General features: G+C 46.5%; 4 protein-coding genes. 2 read left to right on the top strand and 2 right to left on the bottom strand.

Annotation, left to right across the window (positions count from 1 at the left end; translation table 11 throughout):
* The coding region (locus IQ257_RS28780; RefSeq protein WP_193933442.1) for an inorganic phosphate transporter at positions 1-738 on the bottom strand (738 nt) is incomplete at its 3' end.
* Positions 739-831: 93 nt separating this feature from the next.
* Positions 832-1,608 (bottom strand): GDSL-type esterase/lipase family protein, encoded by a 777-nt coding sequence (locus IQ257_RS28775; protein ID WP_193882277.1) that lies wholly within the window; start codon positions 1,606-1,608, stop codon positions 832-834.
* Between the two features lie 80 nt (positions 1,609-1,688).
* On the opposite strand from IQ257_RS28775, the gene IQ257_RS28770 reads away from it, so the two are divergent.
* Positions 1,689-3,005 (top strand): cytosine deaminase, encoded by a 1,317-nt coding sequence (locus tag IQ257_RS28770; protein WP_193882280.1) that lies wholly within the window; start codon positions 1,689-1,691, stop codon positions 3,003-3,005.
* A 43-nt stretch (positions 3,006-3,048) separates the two neighbouring features.
* Positions 3,049-4,584 carry a YcjF family protein gene (locus tag IQ257_RS28765; RefSeq protein WP_193882283.1) on the top strand — a complete coding sequence of 512 codons (1,536 nt, stop codon included), beginning with the start codon at positions 3,049-3,051 and terminating at the stop codon, positions 4,582-4,584.
* The last annotated feature ends 36 nt before the right edge of the window (positions 4,585-4,620 follow it).

The following is a 4,620-nucleotide window of genomic DNA, read 5'->3' as shown; positions in this document are numbered from 1 at the left end:
CCCCCGCTCCCCCTGCTCCCCCGTCTGAGCAATTTTGTCTAACTGACGCCAACTAATCAAACTGAGTGCGATCGCAACAATAGCAGCGGTGGCAATCGGTAAGTCATGGGTGGGTAGTGGCAGTGCGGCGAAGAGGGGGCGATTGAATAGGGTAGGCAGGACGATGACGCCAAAAATACTGAGTAGTATGGCACTTAACCAGGGAATCCATTCTTGTAACTGTTTGATGGGGTTGGGGCGATCAAGAATAGAGTATTTCACAATACTGTAAAATCCTGCTGCCAGGATACCGCTCACTACGGGTGTTATTACCCAAGTCAGGGAGATGCGACCAATCATTAACCAGTCTACTGCACCGACACCAGCAGCAACCCAACTAAATCCGGCGATCGCTCCGACAACGGCATGGGAGGAGGCTACAGGCAACCCCTGACTGGTAGCGATTTGCAACCATAGCCCACACGCGAGTAGTACCGATACCATTCCCAGGAGCAGGAGTTGAGGTGTTTCGGCAAACAGAGGCAGATTAACAACCTCAGTTGCCAGGGTTGCAGAAACCTCATGACCGAACAACACAGCACCCGTGAATTCTAAGATACCAGCAATAACCAATGCCTGTCGCAGGGTGACGGCTTTCGAGCCAACAGATGTCCCCATTGAGTTAGCAACATCATTGGCTCCTAGATTCCAGGCAACGTAGAAAGCAAGGATTGCGGTGATAGCGAAGGATAAGAGCAAAGTTTCCCCAAAGTCGTGATGGAAGTAACGGCTAATAGCGTACTACAGTTTAGGGAGTGGGAAATTTTAAAATTCAGTTAGACTGGCTATCACTTAATTCTTTTTAGACTCTATGTTGACATAGTTTTCAATACCTTTCTTCCAGAGTAAGTACCCTTGACCGTTCAAGTGAACTCCATCCAATGTATAGTCAGAGTTCAATTGGTTTTCTTCGTTAATAAAGCTACTATACAAATCGATATATTGAAATGAAAACTGGTTTGCCAACTCTTGAAGTTGACGATTTAATGCCATCAGCTCATTATTGTCAACTTTAATTTGATACTGTTTATTATTAACAGGCAAAACACTTTGCACAAAAACCTGTGTTTTCGGTGTTTGTTGTTTAATCCTTTCTAGAATTCCCTTGTAATTTTGTGCTACTTCCGTTGCTGATTTGCCTTCATTCCAAATGTCATTGGTGCCAATCATGATAAAAATTTTTGGGGGATTGGATTCAACAAGCTCATCTAGGCGATTCAGGACACCATCGGTTGTATCCCCAGAAATACCCCGATTTCTGATAGAAGGATTACCGAGTAACTCAACCCACTCTCCCCCATCCGTTAAGCTATCGCCTACAAAAATAATTTCACGGTCGGAATTGGGGAGTTCTTCAAACAGACGCTTTCTCATGTCGTGATACCCTGTTTGATAGGTATTTTTCCTTGGTCGTGAGACTTCTTGTTGTTTTTCTGGTTGCCAGAACGAAACCTTACTGACTAAATAAGACAAACCTCCTTTTTTAAAAACAATGAAACTGAAAATTCCAATAAAAACTAAATTTAAACTAACAGACACTAAGAAAATAGGCTTGTTTTTGTAGAGCATCGGCACTAACAGATAAATTGCTAAAATAGCCTAACTACAATAAGTCGTAAAATCTATTACTCCCTATTCCCTGATTTTATATGATTCCCACAACACCTCAGTACTGGCTGAAAAATGCTAACGTTCCTGCATCCCTATTGAGTTTGGACGATTTAACGATCGCCGCCCAGCAGACACAGGACGGGTTGTGTTTGGTGGATATTGAAATTAAAAACGGTGCGATCGCTCAAGTTGTCTCTGCCAGTCAAGCAGTTCCGGCAAACCGTCTCGACGATACCCCAGAGGTTAATCTAAGGGGTGGGCAAGTTTGGTCATGTTTTGCAGACATCCATACCCACTTAGATAAAGGTCATATTTGGACGCGATCGCCTAATCCTGATGGTACATTTGCCAGCGCTTTGGAAGCAGCCAAAACCGATAGCCAAACCTATTGGCAGGTAGAGGATGTTTATCGGCGTATGGAATTCGGGCTGAAATGCAGTTATGCCCACGGCACCCAAGCGATTCGCACCCATATCGACTCCTTCGGTGAACAAGCAGCCATTAGTTTGGAGGCATTCAAAACGCTTAAAAACGAATGGACAGATAAAATAACCCTACAAGCAGCCTCTCTAGTTTCCCTCGATTACTACCAAACTCCGGAAGGCGTAAAACTGGCTGACCAAATTGCAGAAGTTGGGGGTATTTTAGGTGGGGTGGCTTATATGCACCCAGAAATAGACGCCCAACTCGATACCATATTTACTCTTGCCAAAGAACGGGGATTAAATCTCGACTTCCACACCGATGAGAACGACGATCCTAATTCTATTTGTTTACAAAAAGTGGCACAAGCCGCCATTCGCCACCAATTCACCGGACAAATTATCTGCGGTCACTGCTGTAGTTTAGCAGTACAAGCCGCCGATGTTGTGGCTAAAACTGTAGAATTAGTGAAACAGGCAAGTATCGGCATTGTTAGTCTACCGCTGACCAACCTTTATCTTCAAGATCGGCAACCCAATAGAACCCCCCGATGGCGAGGCATAACGTTGATACAAGAACTCCACCACTACGGTATCCCAGTTACAGTTGCCAGCGATAACTGCCGCGATCCATTTTTCAGTTTCGGCAACCATGATGTCTTAGAAGTGTTTAATCAAGCCGTCAGAATTGCTCATTTAGATATGCCCTGCGGCGATTGGGTTCCTATCGTTACGAAGACTGCCGCTGATTTAATGGGGTTGCCAGAAGTGGGACGAATTGGCATAGGACTCCCTGCCGATTTAATTTTGTTTAAGGGACGTAGCTTCAGTGAGCTTTTATCTCGTCCTCAAAGCGATCGCGTCGTACTCAGGAAAGGGAAAGCCATTGATACAAGATTACCGGATTATTCAGAACTCGATCAGTTCGATTAACTCTCGTCCCACTCCCGACTTTCCAGTTCAACCCTATTAGCTCATGCCCCTATCACGCCTACTCACGCTGGTTATTGGTCTTAGCATCATTCTGGGGTTAATGCTGTGGCTGATTAGTTCTTTGTCTCAACTCTATTTTCAAATTGCCTATACTTCCCCCCTGCTCGCTAATGTGCTACTCGTACTACTCATCGTGCTGCTGGGGCTTTTAATTGTTGCCTTCATTTACTATATGGGGCTGTTTCGGCGCTCCAAAAAACGCAAGCGCCGGAACTCTCTAAGAGTGCCCCAACAGAAAACTGAAGCAGCATCCGAAAATCTAAAAGCAGTACGGCGGCAAGTAAAGCAAATTCAGGACGAGGTAGCGCGGCAAGCTTTAATCAGCCGTTCACGAGAAATCGAGTCTATTCTCTCCCGTGGCGAACTGCGGGTAGTCATCTTTGGGACGGGTTCGGCAGGCAAGACATCCTTAGTCAATGCCTTAATCGGACGAGTGGTAGGGCGAGTCGATGCCCCGATGGGGACAACATCGGCAGGAGAAACCTACAGTTTGAATTTGAAGGGGCTCAACCGTCAACTTCTAGTTACAGATACACCGGGAATTTTAGAAGTGGGTGTTGCCGGAACTGAACGGGAACAACTGGCACGACAGCTCGCCACAGAAGCTGATTTGTTAGTGTTTGTCGTAGATAATGACCTCAGACAATCGGAATACGAGCCATTGCGTCGATTAGCAGAGATTGGTAAGCGATCGCTCTTGGTACTCAACAAAACCGACCTCTACACCGAAACGGATAAGGAAACAATTCTGGCACGATTACGACAGCGAGTGCAAGGATTTATTGCCGCCTCGGATGTGGTAGCCGTTACTGCCAATCCCCAACCCGCAAGACTGGCAACGGGTGAATTTGTCAAGCCGGAACCCGATGTCATGCCCTTAATCCGTCACTTGGCTGCTGTTTTGAGAGCTGAGGGAGAAGAGTTGGTTGCAGACAATATCCTGCTGCAATCTCAGCGCTTAGGAGAAGAAGCCCGCAGCCTCATAGACACTCAACGCAGGCAGCAAGCTGAGAAGGTAGTAGAACGCTTTCAGTGGATTGGGGCAGGCGTGGTTGCCGTGACTCCCTTACCCGTCGTAGACTTGCTGGCAACCGCTGCTGTCAACGCCCAAATGGTTGTAGAAATTGGCAACGTTTACGGGTGTGAACTGAATTTAGAACGGGGTAAGGAACTAGCCCTCTCCCTTGGCAAAACCTTAGCCAGTTTGGGAATTGTTTCAGGGGCAATTCGCCTCATTTCTACTGCCCTGCAATTTCAGGTAGCTACCTACCTGGTAGGTAAAGCTATTCAAGGTGTCACCGCTGCTTATCTGACGAGAATTGCCGGAAAAAGTTTTATTGAGTACTTCCAGCATGATCAAGACTGGGGAGATGGTGGCATGACTGAAGTCGTGCAGCAACAATTTCAGTTAAACAGCAGGAATGAGTTTATTAAAGTCTTTATTCAAGACGCGATCGCACGGGTTGTCAACCCTCTGAGAGAAACCGCAGATGTTGACGAGTGGCATCAGCAAGATTAAGTCGAGCAGGGGAGCAGGGGAGCGGGAGAGCCAGGA

The organism is Coleofasciculus sp. LEGE 07092 (genome assembly GCF_015207375.1).
Classification (GTDB): Bacteria; Cyanobacteriota; Cyanobacteriia; order Cyanobacteriales; family Coleofasciculaceae; genus LEGE-07092.
The sequence above is the reverse complement of the archived record's forward strand: the minus strand, read 5'-3'. Positions and strand labels throughout refer to the sequence as shown.

Coding starts and splice junctions, on each gene's coding strand:
- IQ257_RS28775 (WP_193882277.1), bottom strand. CDS start 1,608: ATGCTCTACAAAAACAAGCCTATTTTCTTAGTGTCTGTTAGTTTAAAT.
- IQ257_RS28770 (WP_193882280.1), top strand. CDS start 1,689: ATGATTCCCACAACACCTCAGTACTGGCTGAAAAATGCTAACGTTCCT.
- IQ257_RS28765 (WP_193882283.1), top strand. CDS start 3,049: ATGCCCCTATCACGCCTACTCACGCTGGTTATTGGTCTTAGCATCATT.